Below are 23,296 nucleotides of genomic sequence, written 5' to 3'. Positions count from 1 at the left end.
TGGGCAAGGGCTTCGCACTGGCGATCGCCTATATCGACACCAACGCCCACAAGTCGGTCTATACCAACGTGCCTGGCCGCTACATCGGCAAGGCTACCGCCTGGGCTTCGATCACCAAGACGTTCTGAGCAGGACGCCGCCGCCTTGCCATCTTGATGACATTTTGATGGCGCCGGCGGCGAATACTGCATCAACTTGAGGCCGCCCTGCCTAGCATGGATCCATCTCCAACAGACGACCCGCCCAACGCGGGTCCCGCTCAAATGCGACAGTCGAGCCTTGCCGTGGCCTTCGCTTCCGTGCCGCGCCGCCGTCTTTCCCGTGGCCAATCACGCAACGATTCCCGCACCGGACGCCTCCCCGCATCCGGCATCGAAGCTGCACCGGCCACCGCGCCGGGGATGGCCGTGGACACCGTGCACAGCTGGATCCGGCTGCGGCTGGCGGTGGCGTCGGGCCAGGTCTTCGCGCTGCGCCAGTCGCTGCACCGCGCGATCGGCCAGCTCGCGCGCATCTACGTGGTCGAAGTGGACCATCGCCATGGCGAGACCACGCTGCATGTGGAAGTCGAGCGCGGTGGCCGCGATGCCGCCATGCACGCCATCATGATGGCTTTGCCGGCTGCCGAGTTCGGTGTCACGACGATGCTGGGGCAAGACCATGCCGCGCATTGACACCGGCGGGGCTTCGCGCGAAGACAGCGCCGCCGCGCGGGCGGGTCTTGCGCCGGCGCAGCGCGAAAAATCCCCCGCGGCGCTGTGGCTGCCGCTGGTCACGCCGATGCGGGGCGGCGAACTGGACCTGCCCGGCGCGCAACGCCTGGCCGCGCACTATGTGGCAAGTGGCGTGGACGGGCTGGTCATCCTGGGCACGACCGGGGAGGGCGGACTGCTCTCTCCGGCGGAGCGGCTGACGTTTACCGCCGCGGTACTGGAGGCGGTGGACGGCACGGTGCCCGTGCTGGCCGGTGCCGGCGGCGTAGATACCCGCGCCGTCTGCGAGCAGGTGCGCCAGCTCGACCGCTTCGACCTGGCTGGCTACCTGGTGCCGCCGCCGTATTACCTGCGGCCGGGCGACGAAGGCATTGCCTGGCATTTCGAGCGCGTGGCGGACGCGACTTGGCGGCCGCTGATGCTGTACAACGTGCCCAAGCGCACGGGTTGCTCGCTGTCCCCGGCACTGGTGCGGCGGCTGGCGCTGCATCCACGCATCGTGGCGGTCAAGGAGTGCGATGCCACCGGGCTGCGTGAACTGGCGGGCAACGACCTGCTCGCCGTGTTCTGTGGCGAAGATGCGGCCATGCTTGACCACCTGCTGGCCGGCGGCGACGGCGTGGTGCCCGCTTGCGCGCATATCCGCCCGGATTTGTTCGTGCGCCTGCTGCGGATGGTGGCGGCAGGCCGCCACGAAGCCGCGCGTGCGCTGTTCGCGCGGCTGGCGCCGCTGATCTCGCTGCTGTTCTCCGAGCCCAATCCGGTGCCGGTCAAGGCGGCATTGGCCTTGTGCGGCCTGATCGGCTCCGAAGTCAGGCGGCCGCTGGCGCCAGCTAGCCGGGCGTTGTGCGAACAGCTCGACCGGGCGATCGCTTCGCTGCCACCGGCGGAGGCCGCGGAGCGCACTTTGCTATTGGCTTAGTGACGGAGCCGCCGCCGCGGCCGGGTGGCGCAGATGCGCGAAAGGGCGGCAACCGGTAGAATGCCGGATTGCCTAAAATTTGTGCATCATGTCACACGACTGGAATGCCAGCGTCACGGTCGCCGCGGTCATCGAGCGCGGCGGCCGCTTCCTGCTGGTGGAAGAAGAAACCCCCGATGGCCTGCGGCTGAACCAGCCCGCTGGCCATCTCGATCCGGGCGAAAGCCTGATCCACGCTGTCATCCGCGAAACGCTGGAAGAGACCGCGCACACCTTTGAGCCGCGCGCGCTGCTGGGCTGCTATACCGCCCGCGCGCATTCGGCCGGCACCACGGCGAGGCCGGGTGGCGATATCACGTATGTGCGCTTTGCCTTTACCGGCGAACTGGGCGCGCTCGATGCCGGGCGCCAGCTCGACGTGGGCATCGTGCGCACGGTGTGGATGAGCGCCGATGAGATCCGTGCCTGTCCCGATCGGCATCGCACGCCGCTGCTGATGGCCTGCATCGATGATTACCTGGCGGGCAAGCGCTTCGCGCTCGACGCGCTTTACACCCATCCCTCGGTGGTGGCCGGCGGAGCGCGGCCATGAGCGCGGGCAAGCGCGTGGTGGTGGGCATGTCGGGCGGGGTGGATTCCTCGGTGACGGCGTGGCTGCTCAAGCAGCAGGGCTACGAGGTGATCGGCCTGTTCATGAAGAACTGGGAAGACGACGACGACGGCGAGTACTGTTCGACCCGGCAGGACTGGCTGGACGTGGTGTCGGTGGCCGACCTGATCGGCGTCGACGTGGAGGCCGTCAATTTCGCCGCCGAGTACAAGGATCGTGTCTTCGCCGATTTCCTGCGCGAATACTCGGCGGGCCGCACGCCGAACCCCGACGTGCTCTGCAATGCCGAGATCAAGTTCAAGGCCTTCCTGGACCATGCCATGTCGTTGGGCGCGGACACCATCGCCACCGGCCACTACGCGCGCGTGCGCGAAGTGGCGGCAGGGACGGGCGGGAGCCGGTTCGAACTGCTCAAGGCCTTCGACCACACCAAGGACCAGAGCTATTTCCTGCACCGGCTGAACCAGGCGCAGTTGTCGCGCACGCTGTTCCCGCTGGGCGAGATGCCCAAGACGCGGGTGCGCGAGATCGCCGCCGAGATCGGCCTGCCCAATGCGAAGAAGAAAGACTCCACCGGCATCTGCTTTATCGGCGAGCGGCCTTTCCGCGACTTCCTCAACCGCTACCTGCCGACCAGGCCGGGCCCGATGATGACACCCGACGGCAAGGAAGTCGGCCAGCATATCGGCCTGGCTTTCTACACGCTGGGGCAGCGCAAGGGCATCGGCCTGGGTGGCAGCCGCACCGGCAATGGCGATGCCTGGTACGTGGCGCGCAAGGACATGGCCAGCAATACGCTGTATGTGGTGCAGGGCCACGAGCACCCATGGCTGCTCACGCCCACGCTTGATGCGGCCGACCTGTCATGGGTGGCGGGCGAGGGCCCGGCGGCCGGCACCACGTTGTCGGCCAAGTCGCGCTATCGCCAGAGCGACGCTCCGTGCACGGTGACGGCGTCTACCGGTGATGCACTGCAACTGACCTTCGCGCAGGCGCAGTGGGCGGTCACGCCGGGCCAGTCCGCCGTGCTGTACGACGGCGATATCTGCCTGGGCGGCGGCATCATCCAGTGATGCGCGGCGCCGCCAGGGCATGAAAAAACCGGCCGTCTGGCCGGTTTTTTCATGGGCAGCCCGGAACGGCTCAGCCGCGCGGCGGCTCGGTGTCGATAAACGACTGGCGCTTGCCGAGCTTGTCCTGGTACACCGCGAGACGCGGGTGGCGCTCGCGCCAGGCGATGTCCGGGAAGCGGAAGTCGAGATACGACAACGCGCAACCCACGGCCACGTCGGCCAGCGAGTAATGGTTGCCCGAGCACCAGGGCCGGTCGGCCATGCCGTCGGCGATGGCGGCCACCGCGGCGTCGATCTTGCCGAGCTGGCGCTTGACCCAGCGCTCGCTGCGCTGCTCCGGCTCGCGCTGGGTGTGTTCCAGGCGCGCCAGCAGGGCGGCATCGAGCAGGCCGTCGGCCAGCGCTTCCCAGCAGCGTACCTCGACGCGCTCGCGCCCGGCTTGCGGAATCATCCGGCTGACCGGCGTCAGCGTGTCGACATACTCGACGATCACGCGCGAATCGAAAATCGCGCCGCCGTCTTCCATGACCAGGCACGGTACCTTGCCCAGCGGATTGAACTGGCCGATGGTGGTGTCGGGCGACCACACGTCCACCTCGACCATCTGGTAGTCGATCTTCTTTTCCGCCATCACCACGCGCACCTTGCGCGCGTAAGGGCTGGTTTGCGATGCATACAGCTTCATGGACTCCCCTCGAGCTTGTTATGAAGTGCATCGGCGCTCCAGGCACCGCGGCCACGCCGAAGCGTCCGGCCGGCATGCCCGATGCACTTCATAACAGGCTAGCGGATCGGCGAGCGCGAGTATACCCGTGCCCCGCCCCGGATGTGCCCCGGGTGGGCGCAGCAGTGTCGTGATGCCGATACGCGCGGGGTGGCCGGGCCCGCGAACGCGTCCACAGAAGGACAGCCACGATGGTAAAATGCCCGCTTTCCGCCGCGCTGCCAGTCGGTTGGCGCGCCTGATTAGTCTCTTTTCGTGCCGCTTCGGTATCGTTTCGGTGCTTTTTCACCTCTTTTGATCCGTTCCGGTCTTGTCGCTGACCGCTTCGGCTCGCCAGGGGTGGCGCCAGGCCACGTGCCCGCGCAATTTGCCCGCCCGGCCACGCTTGCGTAACCAGTTCCCCTATCCCTCCGGTCTCCCAGCATGTCTTCTTCCTCGCTTTCTCCGCTCACCGCCCTGTCCCCCATCGATGGCCGCTACGCCTCCAAGGCCGATGCGCTGCGCGAGTGGCTCTCGGAAGCTGCCTTCATGCGCAACCGCGTCAAGGTCGAAGTGCACTGGCTGATCGCGCTGTCGCAAGCCGGCCTGCCGGATATGCCCAAGTTCTCGCCGGCATCCGAAGCGGCCCTGCTGGCCCTGGTGGACAATTTCACCGAAGCCCATGCGTCGCGCATCAAGGAGATCGAGGCGGTCACAAACCATGACGTGAAGGCCGTGGAGTACTGGCTCAAGGAGCAGGTCAAGGGCAACGCCGAGCTGGAAGCCGCCAGCGAATTCATCCATTTCGCCTGCACCTCGGAAGATATCAACAATACCTCGCACGGCATGATGCTCAAGGGCGCCCGCGAAGGCGTGATCCTGCCGGCGCTGCAGCGCGTGCATGCGCGCCTGGTGGAACTGGCCCACGCCAACGCCCGCCAGCCGATGCTGTCGCGCACTCACGGGCAGCCGGCCAGCCCGACCACGCTGGGCAAGGAAATGGCCAATGTGGCGGCGCGCCTGGCACGTGCCATCGAACGCATCCAGCGCGTGGAACTGCTCGGCAAGATGAACGGCGCGGTGGGCAACTACAATGCGCACCTGTCGGCGTATCCGGCCTTCGACTGGGAAGCTTTCTCGAAGCAAGTGATCGAGACCCGCCTGGGCCTGACCTTCAATCCCTACACCATCCAGATCGAGCCGCACGACTACATGGCCGAGCTGTTCGACGCCATTGCCCGCGCCAACACCATCCTGCTGGACCTGAACCGCGACATCTGGGGCTATATCTCGCTGGGCTACTTCAAGCAGCGCACCAAGGCTGGCGAAATCGGCTCATCGACCATGCCGCACAAGGTCAACCCGATCGACTTCGAGAACTCCGAAGGCAACCTGGGCCTGGCCAATGCGGTGCTTCGCCACCTGTCGGAAAAGCTGCCGCTGTCGCGCTGGCAGCGCGATCTGACCGATTCCACGGTGCTGCGCAACATGGGCGTGGCCTTTGGCTACAGCCTGCTGGCCTACGAGGCCTGCCTGCGCGGCCTGGGCAAGCTGGAAACCAACCCCGAGCGCCTGGACGAAGACCTCGACAACTGCTGGGAAGTGCTGGCCGAGCCGGTCCAGACCGTGATGCGCCGCTTCGGCGTGCCCAACCCCTACGAGCAGCTCAAGGAGTTGACGCGCGGCAAGGGCATCTCGCGCGAGGCGCTGCAGACCTTCATTGGCGGCCTGGCGATTCCCGACGATGCCAAGAAGCTGCTGCTGGAAATGACCCCGGCCAGCTATATCGGCCGCGCGGTGAGCCTCGCCGAACGGGTGTAATCTTCCCGGCGTGGGCGGTCCGAGCGTTTCGGATCGCACCTTGCCCGCAGGCACGTAACAAAAAAGCCACCCATGGGTGGCTTTTTTGTTACGCGCCCGGCATGCGCACAGGCGGGCAGGCGCCGCATCCTGGTTGCGACGAAATGTCACTTCAAACCATTTGAATGATTCCATGAATTTCAGACCGTTCCGCAACACGCCGGGCGCACAATAATGCGAGAATTCAACGGCACGCATGATTGCCGTTCAGTAAAAGTTTATGAAACGCCCGCATAGGGCAGGGGTCTTCTTCCATGCATTCCCAAGCCAAAGCCGGTGCTCACACCGGCACCGCTCCAGGGCTGTCATCGGCGTCCGCTTATGGCGCGACCGCGATCGGCCTGCACTGGATCATCGCCTTGCTGATCTTTGCCGCCTTCGGGCTGGGCTTGTACATGACCAGCATCCCGGGCCTGTCGATGCTCAAGCTCAAGCTGTTTTCATGGCACAAGTGGATCGGCGTGACGGTATTCGCCTTTGCCGCGCTGCGCGTGCTCTGGCGCGCCACGCACCGCGCTCCGGCTCCGGCAGCCGGCACTCCGGCCTGGCAGGCCAAGGCGGCCCACGCCGCCCACGTGCTGCTGTATGTGCTGATCGTGGTGGTGCCGGTTACCGGCTACCTGTACAGCTCAGCCTCAGGCGTTCCCGTGGTCTACCTTGGCATCTGGCAACTGCCCGCGCTGCTCGAGAAAAACGATGAGCTCAAGGAAATCCTGAAGCTGGCGCATATCTGGCTGAACTACCTGATGGCCGTCATCGTCGTAGTCCATGCGGCCGCCGCCCTCAAGCATCAGTTCATCGAGCGCGACGGTACACTGGCGCGCATGCTGCCGTTCCTCAAATAGGGCAAGGCGGGGCCCCGCCCCGTTTCTCCGCTCTGACTGACCATTGACCGAGGGCCGCACGGCCCTCCTAGCGACAGGAGTTCTTTTCATGAAACGCATTCCCCGCCCGAGCGCGCTCCTGATGGCGGCCACGCTGGCCACCGCCGGCATCGCGGCGAATTACGCCTGGGCACAGGTCGACGCAGCCAAGAGCTCGGTCACCGCGACGGCCCGCCAGATCGGCGTGCCGATGGAAGGCAAGTTCAAGAAATTCGATGCCGCGGTATCGTTCGATCCCGCCAAGCTGGCAGCGTCCTCGGCCAAGGTCGAGATCGACGTGTCCAGCTTCGAGATCGGCGACGCAGAGACCACCAAGGAGGTAAAGGGGCGCGACTGGTTCGACGCGGCCAAGTACCCCAAGGCGGTGTTCCAGTCGACCAGCATCAAGGCCGGCGCGGCCGGCAAGTACGAGGTGGCGGGCAAGCTCACCATCAAGGGCAAGACCCAGGACGTGGTGATTCCGGCGAGCTATCGCCAGGACGCCGGCGGCCAGGTGTTCGAAGGTGTGCTGCCGATCAAGCGCACCGTGTATAACATCGGCGATGGCGAGTGGAAGGATACTTCCGTCGTTGCCGACGATGTCCAGATCAAATTTCGTATCGTGACCGCGGCCAGGAAGTAAGCGCGCAGCGCCCGTATTCCCTGTCGCACCTTTGTACCTTTGCTGTTCATCCCCAACTTTTTGCCGGGAGTTCTCATGAAACTGCGCACCATCCTCGCCGCTGTCGCGGCCCTTTCCGCCAGCGCCGCTGTCGGCGTCGCGTCCGCCAACACGGTGACTTACAACCTCGATCCGACCCACACGTACCCGAGCTTCGAAGCCGACCACCTTGGCGGCCTATCGACCTGGCGCGGCAAGTTCGAGAAGTCGAGCGGCGTGGTGACGCTGGATCGCGTTGCCAAGACCGGCACGGTGGACATCAAGATCGACCCCGCCTCGGTCGACTTCGGCAACAGCAAGCTGAACCAGCACGTGAAGGGCCCCGACATGTTCAATGTCGAAGCCTTCCCGGAAGCCACCTACAAGGGCAAGTTCACCAAGTTCAATGGCGACGTGCCGACTGAAGTCGATGGTCTGCTGACCCTGCACGGCGTGACCAAGCCGGTCAAGCTGGAGATCCGTGATTTCAAGTGCATCCAGCATCCGATGCTCAAGCGTGAAGCCTGCGGCGCCGATGCCGTGGGTACCTTCAGCCGTGCCGATTTCGGTATCGACTACGGCGTGAAGATGGGCTTCAAGCCCGAGGTCAAGCTGGCGATCCAGGTCGAAGGCGTGAAGGCCGACTAAGACGGACGACAGATACGTCGCGAGGTCCGGGGGGTGTCCCGACTTCGCGCATCTGGGTAACAAAGAAAAAGGCCGGGGCGCAATCCCGGCCTTTTTTTTTGTTGCCGGCACATTGGGCGAGCCTGCGCGGGCATCGCCCAGGTTGTGTTGTCCGCACCTGGCGGCCACAGTACAATGATTCGCTAGTATTCAGTTACAGTCTCACTCAGTCACAGTCTCAGTCACCGTTACCAGGGTGTAGTCGCGCGCGTGCCTGCCATTAGTCAAGGACGCCCATGCCCGCAACCGATTACCGACATGTATCCCAGCAGTACCCCCTGATACTGGTCTAGCGTAGCGATCCATCGCCCTACGAGCTGTACCCGGCCAGTCAATGCCACACTGTTGAACTGGGCGGCCGGCAGCGTTTCTCGGATTTCTCTGGCGCAATACCGTGTACTCCCAAACGCAAATCGATCCGGTGGTCAGTTTCCGCAACTCGCAGGGCGAGCAGGTGCGGGGCACAATTATCAATCTCCAGAGAAAGTCTCTGGTGATGGAAATCTACAACCCATACTCGATCGTCCAGGTCAGCGAGGTGCTGAGCGAGTTGAGTGTGCGCATGGGGACCAAGAACGCCTACCTGGGCAAGGCGGTGGTGATGAGCCTGGTGAACACCGGCCTCACCGCGGTGGTATCGCTCACGCTGATCGACGAATGGCGCGAGTTGAGCGACCTGCCCAACGAGCCGAAGTCGGTCGGGCGCGAAGCGGAACTGTTTATCAACGACTGGGACGCGCGCTTCAATATCCGGCGCGATTACCAGATCGTGGTCAATGAAATGCGCGCGTTTCTCTCTGAAGTGTCGCGCTGGGTCGAGCAGGTCGACCTGACCGAAAACCTGCCCAAGACCGATGGACGGTTGCGGGAGGACGTATTCTACGAGCTGGCCACGCCGATCATGCTCAAGACCAAGTCCTACCTGGACCGGCTGGAAGGCGAGGCCGAGCAGGTGGACGCCGAGATCGCGCCCGTGCACCGTACCTATGCGCAGTCGGCCCTGCATCCGTTGCTGCTGCGCGCCCCCTTTGTCTATCGCACCTTCACCAAGCCGCTGGGCTACGCCGGCGACTACGAGATGGTCAACCAGATCCTGAGCGATCCGCAGCAGGGCCCGACCACTTACTTCCAGATTGTCAACACGGCGTTCCTCAAGGCGGCGGTAGCCACCGCCCACCGCAACCGGATCGACCTGCTGGTGGACTTCCTGTCGCGCCAGGCAGACGCCGCCCGTGCGGCCGGCAGGCCGTTCCGCGTGCTCAATGTCGGCTGCGGCCCGGCCTTCGAGATCCAGCGCTTCGTGCGTGAATACGCGCAGCCCGAGCTGCTTTCGTTCCAGCTGGTCGATTTCAGCGAGGAAACGCTGGCCTACACCAAGTCCTCCATCGAAAATTCGGCGGCCTCGGCGGGGCACAAGGTATCGGTGGAGATGGTGCACCAGTCGGTGCACGAACTGCTCAAGCGCAAGATTTCGCCGGACGATGCCTCGCTGCGCGAGTTCGACGCGGTGTATTGCGCGGGGCTGTTCGATTACCTGTCGGATAAGGTGTGTTCCCGGCTGCTAAGCTATTTTGCCGCGCGTACACGGCCTGGCGGCCAGTTGCTGGTGACCAATGTCCACTCCGCCAACCCCGAGAAGTTCGGCATGGAACATTTGCTGGAGTGGTACCTGATCTATCGCGACGAGGCCAGGATGAGTATGCTGCTGCCCGAGCAATCCCGCGACCATAAGCTCTACGTCGACCAGACCGGAGTCAATGTGTTCGCGGAAGCGATCATCCTCTGAAACACCAGTAGCCGGCCCAGCCATGAGCACGAATCAACTTTACGCGGGTTACCAGACCGAGCTGGCGGATTTCCGCCTGGCCTTCAGCCGCGGCGGCGCGTATACCGCCATCGTGCTGGTGCTGCTCGGCGTGGGGCTGGACTATGGCCAGTACCCGCAGCTGCAGGCGCCGTTCGCGGTGGCGCGCGTGCTGGTGTCGCTGCTGATCGCCGGCATTGTCATGCTGTTGTACAGCACCGCGGGGCGGCGCTTCGCGCCGTGGCTGACCTTGTCATGGCTGCTGCTGCCGCAGATCATGATCTCCTGGATGATCTGGCATACGGACGGCGTGGAGTCGCCCTACTACGTGGGGCTGAACCTGGCCATCTTCGCCTCCGGCATCGCATTGCCTTTCGGCCTGTGGCAGAACCTGGTGTTCGGGGTCCTTTCCTACCTGTTCTACCTGCTTGCCTGCCTGCTGCATTCCGGCGGCATCGAGCCGGCCGGCACCTTTATCGTCAATTCGCTGTTCCTGCTGTTTGCCGCGGCGGCCAGCGCGGTCTATACCTTCTTCAACGAGCGGGCGCGCTTCATGCTTTTCCGCCTGAAGGCCGAAGTGGCGGAAAAGAACGCCGAGCTCGAAGTCATCAACCGCAAGCTGGTCGACATCAAGGGCCAGATGCTGCAGCAGGAAAAGATGGCCGCCATCGGTACGCTGGCCGCGGGCCTGCTGCACGAGGTCAACAACCCGGTCAACTTTTGCCTGATGGCGATCGAGGTTGCGCTGGAAGAGCCGGTAGCCAAGAATGAACCGATGCTGCAGGAGTGCCTGGTCGATGCCAAGCAGGGCATGCAACGTATCCAGCATATCGTGTCGGACCTGAAGACTTTTGCCTATCGCAAGCCAGGCGCCGAAGCCGAAGGCACGCCGTTCCTGTTCGAAAAGGCGCTCGATTCGTCAATCCGGCTGACCGCGCATGAGTTGCGCGGGGTCGCTGTCACGCGCGAGTTGCCCACCGATACGCTGGTACTGGGCGATGAAGCGGCAGTGATCGGCGTGCTGATCAATTTGTTCTCCAATGCCGCGCTGGCCATGCGCAAGGCCGGCACGCAGAGCCCGGCGATCCACACCACGGTGAAGTGGGTCGAGCGCCGGTTGCATGTCACGGTCAAGGACAATGGCCCCGGCATCGCGTCCGAGCACCTGGCGCGCGTGTTCGAGCCGTTCTTCACGACACGTGAAGTCGGGCAGGGCCTGGGCCTGGGCCTGTCGATCAGCTACGCGGTGATCGAGCGCCATGGTGGCGTGCTGTTTGCTGAAAGCGAGCTGGGCCAGTGGGCCTCGTTCAGCTTCGACCTGCCGCGTGCCGACTGAGGAGCGCCATGAGCGATGCCCGGCAACCGAAGCTTACCGTCCTCTACGTCGATGACGAGGAGATGGCATGCAAGTACTTCGCCCGCGCGGTTGGCACGGAGTACGAGGTGCTGGTCGCCAGCGGTGCCGATGAGGCAATCGCGGTCCTGCGCCGGGAGAGCGCGCGCGTCGCCGTGCTGGTGACGGATTTCCGCATGCCGGGCCGCAATGGCGGCGACCTGCTGCGACAGGTGGCGCTCGAGTATCCGCAGATCGTCCGCATCCTGGTGACCGCCTATGCGGACAAAGACATGCTGTTGCAGACGGTCAACACCGGCGAGGTGTTCCGCATCCTGGAGAAGCCCCTCGAACTGGGGCAGGTGCGCGAGACGCTGCGGCTGGCGGCGGAACGTTACCGCGAGCGGTCGGTGCGCCACCAGCGCCTGATGGCCATTGACGAGACGCTCGCCTTTCTCGCCCATGAACTGAATACACCGCTGGCGGCGATCGCAAATTTTGCCCGCGGCATCGAAAGCCGGATCGCGGCGGAATACAATCCGCAGCGCCAGAGCGAGATCGGCCAGGCGGCAACGTCGATGCACGACAACGCGCAGTATTGCCTGGCCGTGATTTCGTCTTTCCTGCAGTCGGTGCGCAGCAGCGGGGGCCGGCCCAGCACGCAGCCCAATGCCAGCCGGGAAGTGACTGCCGGCGCCCTGATCGCCGCGCTGCTCGATACCTACCCGTTCGCGGGGCCGCAGCGCGAGTGGGTGAAGGTCGAGATGCAAGACGACTTTGCCGTGCGCACGCTGCCCAATTGCGTGGCGCTGGTCTTGTCGTCGCTGCTGTCCAACTCGCTGCGCGCTCTCGATGGCGTCGCTGCGCCGTCGCTGCGCTTCGTGGTGACGGCTGAGCCCGAGGCCGCGATCCGCATTTGCGACAACGGCCCGGGCATACCGCCGGAAGTGATGGGGCGCCTGCTGGTGGACCCGGTCACCACCCATGCGAATACGGGTGGCAACGGGCTGGGCATGATTTTCTGCAACCGTGTCATGCAGTCTTTCGGTGGCGGCATCCGGATCGAGTCGACGTCCGGTGCGGGCACCACCGTAACGCTGGATTTTCCAAATACCAAGAGTCGAATGCACAGGAGTAATCGATGAACGAACCGAATGCCACGCAGGCACCATCACCGGCGATTCTGTTCGTCGATGACGAGGCGACGGCCGTCAAGTATTTCCAGCGTGCCATCGGAGCCCTGGCGCCGGTCGTGACCGGCGGCTCGGTGGAAGAAGGCAAGGCGCTGCTCGATGCGCACGCCGACAGCCTGGCGGTCCTGGTCTCCGACCAGCGGATGCCAGGCGAGTACGGCAACGAACTGCTGCGCTACGCGCGCGAGCGCTATCCGCATATCGTGCGGATCCTGACGACGGCCTACTCGGAGATCGAGCACACCGTCGCCGCGGTCAACGAAGGCCAGATCCATCGCTACATCAAGAAGCCGTGGGACATTACCGCGCTGCGCATGGAGCTCAAGCAGGCGCTGGAGATGGCTGGCCTGCGCAAGGAGCGCGACCAGTTGCTGCGCGAGAAGCTAAGCGTGCTGCAAAGGCAGACCATCGCCGCGCGCATCGGGCTGATCCGCACGCTGTCGGCCAGCCTGATCGGCCCGGAGCGTTTCCAGCCGGTGGAAACCTACCTGGCTTCGGCCGCGCTGGCAGGCGTACAGAATCCCGAGCCGGACTGGCTGCTGATGGACTACGCCGACCTGGTGGCGGCGGAAAGCCGGCGCAGCGGCAGCTTCGGCTATGCGGTGGCGGCAAGGCTCGCGGGCCTGCGTACGCAATTCACCGGCCGTGGCGCGGGCGATGCCGTGGCGGTACTGGCCGAGACGCTGGCCGAGGCCGGCGGGGCGGATGCGGTGCGCCGGGATGGCGATGCCCTGGTGTGGATCCAGGGTGCCGCGCTTGGCGAATACCTGGGCGAGCCGGTGGACAAGGAGGTCTCCGCGCGCCATGTGGCCTGGCTGGCCGGACTGTTGTGGCTGGATGAAGCCGGCGGGGCGCTGAAGGCCGTGCGCGAGGGCGGCTCGATTATCTACCGCGCCGCCGAGCGCACGCCCGAGTTTTCCGCGGATCGCTTGGCGGTGTGGATCGAGCAGTTCTGACGCGCTGGCGATATGCGGTGCCCGGATCGAAGCGGGCAGGCGCGGCAATGAAAAATGGGCACCCGAAGGTGCCCATTTTTCATTGCCGGAGAATCCGTTGCGGGGCCGTCAGGCCTGCGCGCCGAAGTTCGGGTCGTCGCGGTCGACGTCGCCCGGCTTCTTCTCGCCCTTGACCAGGTCCTCGCGCTTGACGCCCAGCCACATGGCCAGCGCCGCGGCAACGAACACCGAGGAGTAGATGCCGAACAAGATGCCGACGGTCAGCGCCAGCGCGAAGTAGTGCAGGGTGGGGCCGCCGAAGAAGAACATCGACAGCACCATCATTTCGGTAGAACCGTGGGTGATGATGGTCCGCGAGATGGTGCTGGTGATCGCGTTGTCGATGATCTCATGCGTGGTCATCTTGCGGTACTTGCGGAAGTTCTCGCGGATCCGGTCGAAGATCACGACCGACTCGTTGACCGAGTAGCCCAGCACCGCCAGGATCGCCGCCAGCACCGACAGCGAGAATTCCCACTGGAAGAAGGCGAAGAAGCCCAGGATGATCACCACGTCGTGCAGGTTGGCGATGATGCCGGCGACAGCGAACTTCCACTCGAATCGGAACGACAGGTAGATCACGATGCCGGCTACCACGCACAGCAGCGCCAGCAGGCCGTCGGTGGCCAGTTCCTTGCCGACTTGCGGGCCGACGAACTCGACACGCTGAAGCTTGACGTCCGGTGCGGCGGCCTGCAGCGCGCCCATCACCTGCTCGCTCTGCTGGGCCGAGGTGGCCGGCTTGCCGTCCGGGCCTTTTTGCAGCGGCAGGCGGATCATGACGTCGCGCGAGGTGCCGAAGTTCTGCACCTGCACGTCGCTGTAGCCCAGCTTGCCGACCTGGCCGCGGATATGCTCGAGATCGGCGGGCTGCTGGTAGTTGACCTCCATCACCGTGCCGCCGGTGAACTCGATCGACAGGTGCAGGCCCTTGTGCGCGAGGAAGAACACGGCGGCGGCAAACGTCAGGAAGGAAATCACGTTGAAGATCAACGCGTGCTTCATGAACGGAATGTCGCGCCGGATGCGGAAGAATTCCATGTTGAATCCTGTTTTATACGGCAGCTGTGCTGCTGTTTTGTACTGCAGGTCTATGCTGGTTGGCTGCCGCGCGCGCGGCAGCCATGATGCTTACTTGGCGACGGTGCCCTGGCTGTCCGAGCCCGGCTTCCAGATCTGGCCGATCGCCACGCTTTGCAGCTTCTTCTTGCGGCCGTACCAGAGGTTGACCAGGCCGCGATTGAAGAACACCGCCGAGAACATCGAGGTCATGATGCCCAGGCAGTGCACCACGGCGAAGCCGCGCACCGGGCCGGAGCCGAAGGCCAGCAGCGCCAGGCCGGCGATCAGCGTGGTCACGTTCGAGTCCAGGATGGTGGCCCAGGCGCGGTCGAAGCCGACGGCGATTGCCATCTGCGGCGAAGCGCCCGCGCGCAGTTCCTCGCGGATACGTTCGTTGATCAGCACGTTGGCGTCGATGGCCATGCCGAGCACCAGGGCGATAGCGGCAATGCCGGGCAGCGTCAGCGTGGCCTGCAGCATCGACAGCACCGCCACCAGCAGCAGCAGGTTGACGGCCAGCGCGGCCACCGAGAACACGCCGAACAGCATGTAGTACAGCATCATGAAGACGGCGATGGCACCGAAGCCGTAGGCTACGGAGTCGAAGCCCTTCTTGATGTTGTCGGCGCCCAGCGACGGGCCGATGGTGCGTTCCTCGATGATTTCCATCGGCGCGGCCAGCGAGCCGGCGCGCAGCAGCAGGGCCAGGTCGTTGGCGGCTTCGGTGGAGTAGGAGCCGGTGATCTGGAAGCTGGAGCCGAGTTCGGACTGGATGGTCGCGACAGTCAGGACCTCGCCCTTGCCCTTCTCGAACAGCACGATGCCCATCGGCTTGCCGATGTTCTCGCGCGAGACGTCGCGCAGCACGCGGCCGCCCTGGGCGTCGAGCTTGATGTTGACGGAGGGGCGCTGGTTCTGGTCGAAGCCGGCCGAGGCGCTTTCAATGCGGTCGCCGGTGAAGATGACCTGCTTCTTGAGCACCACCGGGGCGCCGTTGCCCTGCGTGAACAGCTCGCTGCCGAAGGGAATCGGGTCGCCCGGACGCGGGTTGCGCGGCGCCTCGGGGTCCGCCAGGCGGGCTTCCAGCGTAGCGGTGCGGCCGATGATGTCCTTGGCCTTGGCGGTGTCCTGCACGCCCGGCAGCTGTACCACGATGCGGTCGGCGCCTTGCTGCTGGATCACCGGCTCGGCCACGCCGAGTTCGTTGACCCGGTTGTGCAGGGTGGTGATGTTCTGCTTGACCGCCGCATCCTGCACCGCCTTGCGGGCAGCCTCGGTGAACACGCCGGTGATGTTGCTGCCGTCCGGGGTGAACGCCAGCTCGCGCAGGCTATCGGCCAGGATGGCACGCGCCTTGGCGGCGTCGTCGGCGTTATTGAAGCGCACCGTCAGGCGCTCGCCGTCGCGGTCGATGCCGCCATGGCGGATACCCTTGTCGCGCAGCAGCGTGCGGGCGTCGCCGGCGAGGCTGTCGAGCTTCTTGTCGACCGCGCCCTTCATGTCCACCTGCAGCAGGAAGTGCACGCCACCGCGCAGGTCCAGCCCCAGGTACATCGGCAGCGCGTGCATGGCGGTGAGCCAGCGCGGCGAGCCCGACAACAGGTTGAGCGCGACCACGTAGGTGGCGTCACTGGGGTCCGGGTTGAGCGTGCGGGTCAGGATGTCCTTGGCCTTGAGCTGCTCGTCGGGCGTGCGGAAACGTGCCTTGACCGAGCCGGACTGGCCGTTCAGGTCGAAGAACATGCCGTCGGGCTGCAGGTTGTTCTGCGCCAGGATCTGCTCGATCTGCTTCTGCATGGCCAGGTCGATCTTGACCGTGGCCTTGGCGGAGGAGACCTGCACGGCAGGCGCCTCGCCGAAGAAGTTCGGCAGCGTATAGGTGATGCCGATGGCCAGCGCCACCAGGATCACGAGGTATTTCCAAAGCGGATAACGATTCATCTTTGGCCAGTCGTTCTTCGGTTGGCGGGGCCGACGTTACCGTCAGCAGGGAGGTCGGCACCACCGCACCGGTTGGCAAACAGCCGCCTGGCATCCACGGATAACCCGGGCTGGATCAGGCGGCTGCGGGGGCACGCGCGCTAAAGGCGTGCCGGGAAGGGCGAAAAAGCAGGCTAACGGGCGGGAGAGCGGTAAAAGCCGGAATATGGCAACGATCCACCCGCCATCGCGGTGCTCAGAGCGACTTCAGCGAGCCCTTGGGCAGCACCGTGGTGACCGCGCTCTTCTGCACCGTGATCTCGGTGCCCGCGGCGATTTCGAGGGTCACGTATTGCTCGTTGACCTTGGTGACGCGGCCAAGGATGCCGCCGGCGGTGACCACTTCGTCATTCTTGGCCAGGGCTTCCATCATTGCCTTCGCTTCTTTCTGGCGCTTCATCTGCGGGCGGATCATGATGAACCACAGCACCGCGAACATCAGGATGATAGGCAGGAAACTCATCAGGCCACCCGCCGCGCCGCCGGTGACACCGGCAGTCTGGGCAAATGCGTTAGAAATCAGCACGTTGCTTCTCCGTCACAAAGTCAGTCAGTTAGTCGATCATTCTACCACCCGCTTGCAACCGCACCGCACGCCGGATAAGGGCAATTGCAGTGGTTTACGGGTTTGTTCGGAGCGCCTTGGGCGCCGCTTGCGGCAGCCGGGCACCGCTATTCGACCGGCGCCCGGCGGAAAGTTCACGCCGGCGCGGCTTACTGCGGCCCGCGTGCGCGGTCGGCGGCGAACCGCAGGCGGAAGGCTTCGAAGCGGTGCTGCTCGATGGCCTCGCGCATTTCGGCCATCAGTTGCAGGTAGTAATGCAGGTTGTGGATGGTATTCAGGCGCGCGCCGAGGATCTCGCCGACCCGGTGCAGGTGGTGCAGGTAGGCGCGCGAGAAGTTGCGGCAGGTATAGCAGCCGCAGCTCTCGTCCAGCGGCCGCGTGTCGTTGCGGTGGACGGCGTTCTTGATCTTGACGTCGCCGAAGCGGGTGAACAGCCAGCCGTTGCGGGCATTGCGGGTCGGCATCACGCAGTCGAACATGTCGACACCGGCGGCCACGCCCGCCACCAGATCTTCCGGCGTGCCCACGCCCATCAGGTAGTGGGGCTTGTGGGCCGGCAGGCGCGGCGCCACGTGCTCCAGCACGCGCATCATGTCTTCCTTGGGCTCGCCGACGGACAGCCCGCCGATGGCGTAGCCGTGGAAGTCCAGTTCGGACAACCCGGCCAGCGACTCGTCGCGCAGGTCTTCGAACATGCCGCCCTGGACGATGCCGAACAGCGCGTTGGGGTTGGCCAGGCGATTGAATTCGTCGATCGAACGCTTGGCCCAGCGCAGGCTCATGCGCATGGAGGTCGCCGCCTCCGCATGGGTGGCGGGCCGGCCTTCGATCTCGTATGGCGTGCACTCGTCGAACTGCATCACGATGTCGGAGTTCAGCGTGCGCTGGATCTGCATCGAGATCTCGGGCGACAGGAACAGCTTGTCGCCGTTGACCGGCGAGGCGAAGGTCACGCCATCCTCGGTGATCTTGCGCAGCGCGCCCAGCGAAAACACCTGGAAGCCGCCCGAATCGGTCAGGATCGGCTTGTCCCAGCCCATGAAGCGGTGCAGGCCGCCGTGGGCCTCCACCACTTCCAGGCCGGGGCGCAGCCACAGGTGGAAGGTGTTGCCCAGGATGATCTGCGAATTGATCTCGTTCAGTTCGAGCGGCGACATCGCCTTGACCGAGCCGTAGGTGCCGACCGGCATGAAGATCGGGGTCTCGACCACGCCGTGGTTGAGAGTGACGCGGCCGCGGCGGGCGTTGCCGTCGGTGGTGAGCAGTTCGAAGTTGAGCATGGCTGGAATCGGGTTCGGGCGGTCGGTACGGCGCTGGCGCGGCGCGCTCAGGGCTGGGGCTGGCGCGTCAGCAGCATGGCGTCGCCGTAGCTGAAGAAACGGTAGCGCTGCGCCACTGCATGGCGGTAGGCGGCACGGATGGGCTCCACCCCGGCCAGCGCCGATACCAGCATCAGCAAGGTCGACTTGGGCAGGTGGAAATTGGTGATGAGGGCATCCACCACGCGGAACCGGTAGCCCGGCGTGATGAAGATATCGGTGTCCCCGCGCCCGGCGGCCAGCGTGCCATCGGCAGCGCCGGCGGATTCCAGCGCGCGCAGCGAGGTGGTGCCGACCGCGATCACGCGGCCGCCGGCGGCGCGCGTGTCGCGCACGGCCTGGGCGAGTGCCTCGGACACCTCATACCACTCGGCGTGCATCTTGTGTTCGGCAAGGTTCTCGGTACGCACCGGCTGGAAGGTGCCGGCGCCCACGTGCAGAGTCAGGAAGCCGCGGCGCACGCCCAGCGCATCGAGCCGGGCGAACAGCGCCTCGTCGAAATGCAGGCCGGCGGTGGGGGCCGCCACCGCGCCGGGGGCGCGGGCATAGACGGTCTGGTAACGGGTCTCGTCGAAGGCGTCCGGGTCGTGGGTGATATACGGCGGCAGCGGCAGGCGGCCGTGGCGCTCGATCAGATCCAGCGCCGGCTCGGGGAAGGTGAGCGTGAAGAACTGGTCCACGCGCGGGCCCACGGTGACGTCGAAGGCATCCGCCAGGCGCAGTTCGCTGCCCTCGGGCGGCGTCTTGGAGGCGCGCACCTGGGCCAGCACGGTATGGCTGTCCAGCACCCGCTCGACCAGCACCTCGACCTTGCCGCCGCTGCCCTTGTGGCCGAAGAAGCGTGCCTTGATGACGCGCGTGTCGTTGAATACCAGCAGGTCGTTCGGGCGCAGGTAGCCGACGATGTCGGCGAAGGTGCGGTCGGCCAGGCGGGTGGTGCCGTCCCGCGCGTCCGTATCCACCACCAGCAGCCGGCTTGCGCCGCGCTCCGGCAAGGCGGTCTGGGCGATCAGTTCGGGCGGCAGTTCAAAGTCGAAGTCGGACAGCGTCAGCATCATGGGGGCAAAAACGACCACTGGCCGCGCAGTGGCGCGGCCGGCATAGGTACAATCGGCGAATCCGATATTGTAAGGCTTGGGGCGGCGCGGCCGCCCGGGCGCGCATGATATCGCCTATTTGCGCCAGCCCTCCCTTGCCGCCAGGCATGAATCCCGACCCGAATCCGTAGCCACGCCGCCCGATGCCAGGAACCGCTCCAGACCCGATCCCGGAAACCACCGACAGCCTGCCCGCGGCGCCCGCCGGGGACAAGGCCGGCCGGCCGGGCAAGGGGCCGGGGGCCGCCAAAGGTGCCGCCGGCAAGCCGTCCTCGGCCATGGCGCGCTTGCACAAGCTTGGCCTCAAGCGCGACGTCGACATGGTGCTGCACCTGCCGATGCGCTATGAGGACGAGACCACGCTGCTGCCGATCGCCGATGCCATCCACCGCGCGGGCCTGGGCCTGGCGGTGCAGGTCGAGGGCGTGGTCACGTCCAATGAGGTGAGCTTCCGCCCGCGCCGCCAGCTGGTGGTCAAGATCGCCGACGATACCGGCGAGCTGACGCTGCGCTTTCTGAATTTCTACGGCAGCCAGGCCCAGCAGATGGCCGAAGGCACCTGCCTGCGCGTGCGCGGCGAACTGCGCGGCGGTGGCTTCTTCGGCGCGGAGATGGTCCATCCCACCGTGCGCCCGGTGACGCCGGGCGAGGCGCTGCCCGATAGATTGACGCCGGTGTACCCGAGTACCGCGGGCATTCCGCAGACCTACTTGCGCAAGGCCATCGGCGGGGCGCTTTCGCGCACGCCGCTGCCCGAGACCCTGCCATTGCCGGTCCTGAAAGGCCCGCTCGCGCAGCTCAGGCTGCAGCCATTGCCGGATAGCCTGCGCCTGCTGCACTCGCCGCCGCAGGATGTCGATGAAGCCGCGCTGATCGAGCGCTCGCACCCGGCCTGGCAGCGCATCAAGTTTGACGAACTGCTGGCGCAGCAACTCTCGCTCAAGCGCTCCCAGGCGGCGCGGCGCGACAAGAGCGCGCCGCCCATGCCGCGCCGCGCCGGCGGCCTGCTGACGGCTTTCCTGGCGGCGCTGCCGTTCAAGCTGACCGGTGCCCAGCAGCGCGTGGTGGAGGAGATCGCCAGGGATATGGGCGCACCCCATCCGATGCACCGGCTCCTGCAGGGCGACGTCGGCAGCGGCAAGACCATTGTCGCGGCGCTGGCGGCCTGCCAGGCCATCGACGCCGGCTACCAGGCTGCGCTGATGGCGCCCACTGAAATCCTGGCCGAGCAGCACTACCGCAAGCTTTCCGCGTGGCTGGAGCCGCTTGGCGTGACCGTGGTGTGGCTGGCCGGCAGCCTGAAGGCGCGCGCCAAGCGCGAGGCGGCGGCGCAGGTCGAGTCCGGCGAAGCCAAACTGGCCATCGGCACCCACGCGCTGATCCAGGACAGCGTCAAGTTTGCGCGCCTGGGTTTGTCGGTGGTGGATGAGCAGCATCGCTTCGGCGTGGCCCAGCGCCTGGCGCTGCGCGGTAAGGCGGAGCCCGATGCGGGCGCGCCGCCGGACAAGGCCGCAAAGGGCGCTGGCAAGGCTGCCGAGACCGTGCCGCACCAGCTGATGATGTCGGCCACGCCGATCCCGCGCACGCTGGCAATGACCTACTACGCCGATCTCGACGTCTCGGTGATCGACGAGCTGCCGCCCGGACGCACCCCGGTGGTGACGCGGCTGGTCAACGACGCGCGCCGCGACGAGGTGATCGAGCGCGTGCACCATGCCGCCGCCGATGGCCGGCAGGTCTACTGGGTGTGCCCGCTGATTGAAGAGAGCGAGGCGCTGCAGTTGCAGACCGCCGTGGAAACCTACGAGACCCTGGTGGCCGCCTTGCCGGAGCTCAAGGTAGGTCTGGTGCACGGGCGCCTGCCGCCGGCGGAAAAGGCTGCCGTGATGGAGGATTTCACGGCCAACCGCCTGCAGGTGCTGGTAGCCACCACCGTGATCGAGGTGGGGGTGGACGTGCCAAACGCATCGCTGATGGTGATCGAGCACGCAGAGCGTTTCGGCCTGGCGCAGTTGCACCAGTTGCGCGGCCGGGTGGGGCGGGGCAGCGCGGAATCGGTCTGCCTGCTGATGTACCAGGCGCCGCTGTCGCCCACCGGGCGCGAGCGCCTGGCGACCATGCGCGAGACCACCGACGGCTTCGAGATTGCCAGGCGCGACCTGCAGATACGCGGCCCCGGCGAGTTCCTCGGCGCGCGCCAGTCCGGCGAGGCGATGCTGCGCTTCGCCGATCTCAACACCGACGCCTGGCTGGTCGACTATGCCCAGGAAGCGGCGGAACTGATGCTGACACGCTATCCGGAGGCGGTGGAGGCGCACCTGCTGCGCTGGCTGGGCGGCAGGGAGCATTTCCTTAAGGCCTGAGGCAAAGGGCAGCATGCTTCTCATGGTCGCGCGACGACAAGTATCGCCTGCGCCGCATTGCCCTTCATCTCTGACAGAACCCCGAATCGAAGGTAAAATCTATCGCCTAATGGAAATTGATAAGTCATGACGCTCACCGAACTCAAGTACATCGTCGCCGTGGCGCGCGAGCGCCATTTCGGCCGGGCGGCCGAAGCCTGCTTCGTGTCGCAGCCGACGTTGTCGGTGGCCATCAAGAAGCTGGAAGACGAACTCAATGTGCAGATCTTCGAGCGAGGCACTTCCGAGGTCTCGGTGACGCCGATCGGTGAGCAGATCGTGGCGCAGGCCCAGCGCGTGCTGGAGCAGACCATGGCCATCCGCGAGATCGCCAAGCAGGGCAAGGACCCGCTGGCCGGGCCGTTGCGCCTCGGCGTGATCTACACCATCGGACCCTACCTGCTGCCCGCGCTGGTCAAGGAAATGATCCAGACCGTGCCGCAGATGCCCCTGATGCTGCAGGAGAACTACACGGTCAAGCTGATCGAGCTGCTCAAGCAAGGCGAGATCGACTGCGCCATCATGGCCGAACCCTTCGCCGATTCCGGCCTGACCGTGCAGCCGCTGTACGACGAGCCCTTCGTGGTAGCGGTGCCGCGCGGTCACCATCTGGAAAACGCCAGCCATGTTGACCCCGACGAACTGAAGCAGCAGACCATGCTGCTCCTGGGTAGCGGGCACTGCTTCCGTGACCAGGTGCTGGGCGTGTGCCCCGAGTTGTCGCGTTTCTCCCAGGCGGCCGACGGCATCCAGAAGACCTTCGAAGGTTCCTCGCTGGAAACCATCCGGCATATGGTGGCAAGTGGTGTCGGCATCACGGTGCTGCCGCGCACGTCAGTGCCGGATCTCAAGTCCGGCAAGAACGACCTGCTGGCTTATGTGCCCTTCACCGACCCGGTGCCCGACCGGCGCGTGGTCCTGGCCTGGCGCAAGAGCTTTACCCGGCTGCCCGCCATGGAAGCGCTGCGCCGCGCCGTGACCGCCTGCGACCTGCCCGGGGTCAGCATGCTGGCTGCCAAGGAACTGGCCAAGGCGGCCTGACCTGCCCCGCTGGCTGCCCGTCCTCGCGCCGGGGATCGGTCACGCCATGCTGCCAGCGCGCAGTCGCTGGCAGCGTCATCGCCCATCTTTGCCCGCCTCCGTCTTTTCCCGCCGTCGATTTTTGTAACTTCACTGTGCCTTTGCCGCGTGCCATGCTGGCGTGCGCGGGAAATAGGCATGCTCTATTCAATAGTTAGAAATAATTGAATTTCTGATTCGATAGTTAATCCGTACACTGCCTGTATCGGCGCACTGCGCGCGGTTACCCACAAGGAGTCGTACATGACCGGCACGGATCCCAACCCAGTCAGCCCTGTCGCCGCGGGAGACATCCTGGGCGCGCTGGCGGGCTGTGTGGCCGACTGTCTTGCCAGTTATGCCACGGTGTACTGAAATAACCCGGCGGTTCCCAA

General features: G+C 65.5%; 21 protein-coding genes. 15 read left to right on the top strand and 6 right to left on the bottom strand.

Annotation, left to right across the window (positions count from 1 at the left end):
- The 5 genes from CF70_RS36085 to mnmA form a co-directional block, all read left to right on the top strand.
- On the top strand, positions 1-128 hold a 128-nt coding region (locus CF70_RS36085; RefSeq protein WP_304413173.1), incomplete at its 5' end, for a TorF family putative porin.
- 135 nt (positions 129-263) lie between these two features.
- Positions 264-674 carry a hypothetical protein gene (locus tag CF70_RS18245; protein WP_035867524.1) on the top strand — a complete coding sequence of 137 codons (411 nt, stop codon included), beginning with the start codon at positions 264-266 and terminating at the stop codon, positions 672-674.
- Entirely contained in the window at positions 661-1,635 is a 975-nt protein-coding gene (dapA, locus tag CF70_RS18240) for a 4-hydroxy-tetrahydrodipicolinate synthase (protein WP_051648631.1), read from the top strand. Before CF70_RS18245 ends, dapA begins: the two co-directional genes overlap by 14 nt.
- 88 nt (positions 1,636-1,723) lie before the next feature.
- Positions 1,724-2,227 carry an NUDIX hydrolase gene (locus CF70_RS18235; RefSeq protein WP_200876766.1) on the top strand — a complete coding sequence of 168 codons (504 nt, stop codon included), beginning with the start codon at positions 1,724-1,726 and terminating at the stop codon, positions 2,225-2,227.
- A complete protein-coding gene (gene mnmA / locus CF70_RS18230) occupies positions 2,224-3,318 on the top strand; it encodes a tRNA 2-thiouridine(34) synthase MnmA (protein WP_035867521.1) in 1,095 nt (364 codons plus the stop codon). Before CF70_RS18235 ends, mnmA begins: the two co-directional genes overlap by 4 nt.
- Before the next feature lie 70 nt (positions 3,319-3,388).
- On the opposite strand, the gene CF70_RS18225 is transcribed toward mnmA, so the two are convergent.
- Positions 3,389-4,003 carry a glutathione S-transferase family protein gene (locus CF70_RS18225; RefSeq protein WP_035867518.1) on the bottom strand — a complete coding sequence of 205 codons (615 nt, stop codon included), beginning with the start codon at positions 4,001-4,003 and terminating at the stop codon, positions 3,389-3,391.
- Between the two features lie 462 nt (positions 4,004-4,465).
- On the opposite strand from CF70_RS18225, the gene purB reads away from it, so the two are divergent.
- The 8 genes from purB (at position 4,466) to CF70_RS18185 (ending at position 13,378) form a co-directional block, all read left to right on the top strand.
- Positions 4,466-5,842: an adenylosuccinate lyase gene (gene purB / locus CF70_RS18220; protein WP_035867515.1), complete on the top strand. Its 1,377-nt coding sequence runs from the start codon at positions 4,466-4,468 to the stop codon at positions 5,840-5,842.
- A gap of 293 nt (positions 5,843-6,135) precedes the next feature.
- On the top strand, positions 6,136-6,726 hold the full coding sequence (locus tag CF70_RS18215) for a cytochrome b (protein ID WP_035867513.1): 591 nt from the start codon (positions 6,136-6,138) through the stop codon (positions 6,724-6,726).
- Between the two features lie 88 nt (positions 6,727-6,814).
- The gene (locus tag CF70_RS18210; RefSeq protein WP_035867510.1) at positions 6,815-7,387 is read left to right on the top strand and encodes a YceI family protein; all 573 of its coding nucleotides are present in this window, start codon (positions 6,815-6,817) and stop codon (positions 7,385-7,387) included.
- A gap of 75 nt (positions 7,388-7,462) precedes the next feature.
- The gene (locus tag CF70_RS18205) at positions 7,463-8,053 is read left to right on the top strand and encodes a YceI family protein (RefSeq protein WP_035867508.1); all 591 of its coding nucleotides are present in this window, start codon (positions 7,463-7,465) and stop codon (positions 8,051-8,053) included.
- A 433-nt stretch (positions 8,054-8,486) separates the two neighbouring features.
- Positions 8,487-9,878 (top strand): class I SAM-dependent methyltransferase, encoded by a 1,392-nt coding sequence (locus CF70_RS18200; protein WP_035867506.1) that lies wholly within the window; start codon positions 8,487-8,489, stop codon positions 9,876-9,878.
- A 22-nt stretch (positions 9,879-9,900) separates the two neighbouring features.
- Positions 9,901-11,232, top strand: a complete 1,332-nt coding sequence (locus CF70_RS18195; RefSeq protein WP_035867504.1) for a sensor histidine kinase — start codon at positions 9,901-9,903, stop codon at positions 11,230-11,232.
- Positions 11,233-11,240: 8 nt separating this feature from the next.
- On the top strand, positions 11,241-12,374 hold the full coding sequence (locus CF70_RS18190) for a hybrid sensor histidine kinase/response regulator (protein WP_035867502.1): 1,134 nt from the start codon (positions 11,241-11,243) through the stop codon (positions 12,372-12,374).
- Positions 12,371-13,378: a response regulator gene (locus CF70_RS18185; RefSeq protein WP_035867499.1), complete on the top strand. Its 1,008-nt coding sequence runs from the start codon at positions 12,371-12,373 to the stop codon at positions 13,376-13,378. Before CF70_RS18190 ends, CF70_RS18185 begins: the two co-directional genes overlap by 4 nt.
- A gap of 108 nt (positions 13,379-13,486) precedes the next feature.
- On the opposite strand, the gene secF is transcribed toward CF70_RS18185, so the two are convergent.
- The 5 genes from secF to queA all read right to left on the bottom strand — a co-directional run bounded on the left by secF (position 13,487) and on the right by queA (position 19,398).
- On the bottom strand, positions 13,487-14,458 hold the full coding sequence (gene secF / locus CF70_RS18180; protein ID WP_035867495.1) for a protein translocase subunit SecF: 972 nt from the start codon (positions 14,456-14,458) through the stop codon (positions 13,487-13,489).
- 90 nt (positions 14,459-14,548) lie between these two features.
- Complete coding sequence (gene secD / locus CF70_RS18175; RefSeq protein WP_035867493.1) at positions 14,549-16,420, bottom strand: protein translocase subunit SecD; 1,872 nt, start codon at positions 16,418-16,420, stop codon at positions 14,549-14,551.
- A gap of 235 nt (positions 16,421-16,655) precedes the next feature.
- Positions 16,656-16,985 carry a preprotein translocase subunit YajC gene (gene yajC, locus CF70_RS18170; protein WP_035867491.1) on the bottom strand — a complete coding sequence of 110 codons (330 nt, stop codon included), beginning with the start codon at positions 16,983-16,985 and terminating at the stop codon, positions 16,656-16,658.
- 188 nt (positions 16,986-17,173) lie between these two features.
- The gene (gene tgt, locus CF70_RS18165) at positions 17,174-18,304 is read right to left on the bottom strand and encodes a tRNA guanosine(34) transglycosylase Tgt (RefSeq protein WP_035867488.1); all 1,131 of its coding nucleotides are present in this window, start codon (positions 18,302-18,304) and stop codon (positions 17,174-17,176) included.
- Between the two features lie 47 nt (positions 18,305-18,351).
- Positions 18,352-19,398: a tRNA preQ1(34) S-adenosylmethionine ribosyltransferase-isomerase QueA gene (gene queA / locus CF70_RS18160; protein WP_035867556.1), complete on the bottom strand. Its 1,047-nt coding sequence runs from the start codon at positions 19,396-19,398 to the stop codon at positions 18,352-18,354.
- 185 nt (positions 19,399-19,583) lie between these two features.
- Here queA and recG point away from each other — a divergent pair, with 185 nt between their 5' ends.
- Together recG and CF70_RS18150 are read left to right on the top strand one after the other, a co-directional pair.
- Positions 19,584-21,803, top strand: a complete 2,220-nt coding sequence (recG, locus tag CF70_RS18155) for an ATP-dependent DNA helicase RecG (RefSeq protein ID WP_035867487.1) — start codon at positions 19,584-19,586, stop codon at positions 21,801-21,803.
- 126 nt (positions 21,804-21,929) lie between these two features.
- Entirely contained in the window at positions 21,930-22,883 is a 954-nt protein-coding gene (locus tag CF70_RS18150; protein ID WP_035867485.1) for a LysR substrate-binding domain-containing protein, read from the top strand.
- The last annotated feature ends 413 nt before the right edge of the window (positions 22,884-23,296 follow it).

This window comes from Cupriavidus sp. SK-3 (assembly GCF_000611145.1).
Taxonomy (GTDB): Bacteria; Pseudomonadota; Gammaproteobacteria; order Burkholderiales; family Burkholderiaceae; genus Cupriavidus.
The sequence above is the reverse complement of the archived record's forward strand: the minus strand, read 5'-3'. Positions and strand labels throughout refer to the sequence as shown.